The organism is Thermodesulfovibrionales bacterium, assembly GCA_035622735.1.
In the GTDB taxonomy this organism is placed as follows: domain Bacteria; phylum Nitrospirota; class Thermodesulfovibrionia; order Thermodesulfovibrionales; family UBA9159; genus DASPUT01.
Genome location: DASPUT010000239.1, coordinates 1 through 3637, shown reverse-complemented (window position 1 = coordinate 3637; position 3637 = coordinate 1). Strand labels below are relative to the sequence as shown.

Annotated in this window: 4 protein-coding genes; 3 read left to right on the top strand and 1 reads right to left on the bottom strand. The window is 54.1% G+C overall.

The features are described 5' to 3' along the window. Window positions 1–702: prolipoprotein diacylglyceryl transferase (gene lgt / locus VEI96_12480; protein HXX58811.1), on the bottom strand; the 702-nt coding region annotated here is incomplete at its 3' end. Between the two features lie 297 nt (window positions 703–999). Between lgt and VEI96_12475 the strand changes: the two genes are divergently transcribed. The 3 genes from VEI96_12475 to coaE all read left to right on the top strand — a co-directional run. Beyond that, on the top strand, window positions 1000–2820 hold the full coding sequence (locus VEI96_12475) for a putative sulfate exporter family transporter (GenBank protein ID HXX58810.1): 1821 nt from the start codon (window positions 1000–1002) through the stop codon (window positions 2818–2820). 12 nt (window positions 2821–2832) lie between these two features. Continuing rightward, window positions 2833–2994, top strand: coding sequence for a hypothetical protein (locus VEI96_12470; protein ID HXX58809.1), 162 nt, complete (start codon window positions 2833–2835; stop codon window positions 2992–2994). A gap of 89 nt (window positions 2995–3083) precedes the next feature. Further along, window positions 3084–3637, top strand: a 554-nt coding sequence (coaE, locus tag VEI96_12465) for a dephospho-CoA kinase (GenBank protein ID HXX58808.1), incomplete at its 3' end; no start/stop codon positions are given.

The window sequence follows — 3637 nt, the reverse complement described above, 5'->3', positions numbered from 1 at the left end:
CGTGAGAGGTCCTAAGACGAACCCGAGTTGGGGGTCGGGCTCCCTGAAGAATTCGACAAGAAACCTGACGACCCCATAGAAGATGAGGAAGAGCGAAGAGAGGACGCCAGGCCGGAACCCTCTATCTTTTAATATCCAGAGGACCGTGAAGAGGAGAATGCCCTCGAGGAAGATTTCGTAGAGCTGGGAGGGATGTCTCGGCAGGGGACCTCCTGAAGGGAAGACCATCGCCCACGGCACATCGGTGACCCGCCCGTAGAGCTCCCCGTTGATAAAGTTCCCTAACCTTCCAAAGGCGAGCCCGAGGGGAACGGTGGATATGACGAGGTCTGAAACCTTCCAGGGGTCTACGCCGAACCTTCTGCAGCAAAGGACGCCTCCCAAAACACTGCCGATAAGACCTCCGTGAAAGGACATGCCTCCGTGCCAAACAGCGAAGACTTCGAGAGGATTTCTGATGTAGGTCGGGAGGTCGTAAAACGCGACGTAGCCTAATCGGGCGCCTATGAGAAGGCCGAGGATAAGATAGGAGTAGAGAGATCCGACGAAATCCTTATGAAAGGTCAATCCCTTCTTTCTTATCTCGTGCCGTACAAGGAGATAGGACGAGGCGAAGCCCATAAGGTACATTACACCGTACCACCTGACCGCAAAGGGGCCGACTCGCACAATTTCCGGGCTCACGTGCGGATAGGGTATCATCGGGACTCCCGGGAGGAAGGCTCCCGCCGCCTTTCCTTATGCGTTTTCATGTGTTTTCAGGTGAATAGGAGACTCTAAAGAAGTTTGTTGCATTGTTCTTACTGTTCTATTAGAATGAGTTCATAATGAGTGGTCGTTGTTCTCTCAGTCACCGAAGTGCAGGAGGAATGACGTCATACATTCTTATCATATCATAACCGTATGTGGCCCGCCTTATTCTAACAGCCGGGAGGTGATGCGATGATCTGATAGAGGTGTCGCAGGGAAGATCTATCTATAAAACATGGGAGGTAGTATATGGAAGAAAAACGAATGGATGAGGACAAGTTGACTGAGGCTAAGTGTGATACGGTCGAAACTTGTGCGGTCTTAAAGAAGCCCGGCATAAGTGAAGACTGGCTCTCTCTCTGGCTCGGCCTCTTCATATTCATCCTCTCCCTCGGCGTTTTTGGTGGAGTAGATATTCTCGGTTGGGGAGTGAGCAACAAGGTCTGGACGGACCCCGCAAAGACCCTGGCGCCCGTGTCGAAGAATTATCAGGGGGTGAAGGGCGAGATCACGAAGATCGAAGGCCAGAAACTCACCCTCAAGAAGGCTGACGGCAAAGAAGAGACGATAACGGTGACGGAAGATGCCTCGGGACTCAAGGTCGGAGACAAGTATGAGAAAAAAGGAATGGCAGGCATTGTTTCCCTGCTTTTGACCTATCTCGCTATGCTCATCATCATGGGCATAGGTGCGAAGGCACTCGGTGCGAACGTCGGAAAGTTTGCAATCGGTTTCACCATCGTGTTCTGGATCGGATATCTCTGCTGGCTCATCGGTCACTATGCATACATAGCAGCCACGACGCCAAAGGATCTGGCCACGTTTGGCATCCCCTGGGCATTGAAGCTCACGGGCGAAGCCGGGTTCATTGTAGCCCTGATCGTAGGGCTCATCGTCGGAAACTTCTTTCCGAGGTTTGCCGAGATACTGAAAGAGGCTACGAGGCCTGAGCTCTACATTAAGACCGCCATCGTCATCATGGGAGCGGGGCTCGGAGTGAAGGCGGCCGAATCCCTTGGTCTCGCGTCAGCGGTCATGTTCAGGGGACTCTGTGCGATTGTCGAGGCCTATCTCATCTACTGGGCGCTCGTCTATTTTATCGCGAGGAAGTTCTTTAAATTCAGCAGAGAGTGGTCAGCCCCTCTCGCCTCCGGCATCTCGATCTGCGGTGTCTCGGCTGCGATCGCGACGGGCGGAGCGATACGGGCGAGGCCGGTGGTGCCGATAATGGTCTCATCCCTCGTCGTCATCTTCGCCGTTGTGGAACTGGTACTCCTTCCCTTTCTCGCTCGTGAATTCCTCTGGCAGGAACCGCTCGTTGCAGGAGCCTGGATGGGGCTAGCGGTGAAGACAGACGGCGCCGCCGTCGCTAGCGGCGCGGTGACCGATTCTCTTATCCGCGCGAAGGCGGAGGTGATGGAGGGGGTGAAATACAAGGAAGGGTGGATGATCATGACGGCAACGACGGTGAAGATGTTCATCGATATCTTCATCGGCATATGGGCCTTTATCCTTGCGATCATATGGTGCGCGAAGATCGAGTGCAAGGAGGGTCAAAAGGTCCGGGCGATAGAGATATGGCACCGGTTTCCGAAGTTCGTCATCGGCTATGCCCTCACCTTTTTCCTGCTCCTGTTGATCTGTCTGCCCGCCTCTTCGAGCATCACTCCCGTCGATAAGGAGATCAATAGCCTGAAACAGGAGATATCCGCCGCGGAAAAAAAGCTCCCGACGGCGATAGACCCGGCAGCGCAAGCTGCCCTCGGCAAGACCATAAAGGCGAAGAAAGCGAGAATCGCGGAGTTGAGTGACCAGATCAAGAAACCGAAGGCTACGATGGCTGCTGCGAACACCGCAACCGCTGAAGGGAACACCTTCCGGGTGATCTTCTTTGTCCTCACCTTCTTTACGATCGGTGTCGTATCCAATTTCAAGAAGCTCTGGGAGGAGGGCATCGGGAAGCTTGCGGCGGTCTATCTCCTCTGTCTTTTCGGGTTCATCATCTGGATCGGGCTCGTCATCTCATGGATATTCTTCCATGGAGTGAAGCCGCCTATCGTAACAGGATAAAGGAGGAATGCCATGCCGGAACAACCGAAATTAGCCGAAGAATTAAGAAAGATGGAATATGAGCCGCTGCTTCCCATCGAAAAGAAACTTGTCGGGTGGAGCATCGGCCTCGGAATAGTCCTGCTCGGGATGCTCGTCTGGGTGAGTTACACGTTTTTCCCCGGCGGCCATTAGGCCCTTTCTCGCTGCGAAAAGCCCCGGACGGCTCGCTGTCCGGGGCCTCTTTTCCTTTCCTCCGATTTTGGATGGTGTATAATAGCCCTGTGCTGATAGTCGGGCTGACAGGGAATTACGGCATGGGGAAGAGTACCGTCCTTAGGATGTTCAGAAAACTCGGTGCTGTCACCCTCGAGACCGATGAGATCGTAGACACCCTCCTCCATGATGAGACTGTTCTTGTGAGAATCCGGAAGGTCTTTGGCGAGACGGTAATCGCGCAGGACGGGAGTCTCGACAGGGCGAGGATTGCCGCCGTCGTATTCCGAAACAGGGAACTCCGGGAGGGCCTCGAAGGGATCATCCATCCTCTCGTCTTTGAGAAGATCCGGGATATTCTCGAAGAGATGAAGGAGAGAGACGGTGATGAGAAGGTGGTGATAGTCGAGATCCCCCTTCTCTTCGAGAAGGGATATGCCGGACAATTTCAGAAGACGGTAACGGTCTTCACCTCTGTTGAGGCTGCCTTGAAGCGTCTCGAAGATGCCGGCGTAGGAAGGGAGGATTCCCTGCTGCGTCTGGAGACGCAGATGCCGGCGCATGAAAAGGTCCGGAAGTCGGATTTCGCCATTGACAACGGCGGTCCTTTGGACGAGACAGA

Excerpts from the sequence above, each read along its gene's own strand:
- VEI96_12470 (HXX58809.1), top strand. The coding sequence starts at position 2,833 with ATGCCGGAACAACCGAAATTAGCCGAAGAATTAAGAAAGATGGAATAT.
- VEI96_12475 (HXX58810.1), top strand. The coding sequence starts at position 1,000 with ATGGAAGAAAAACGAATGGATGAGGACAAGTTGACTGAGGCTAAGTGT.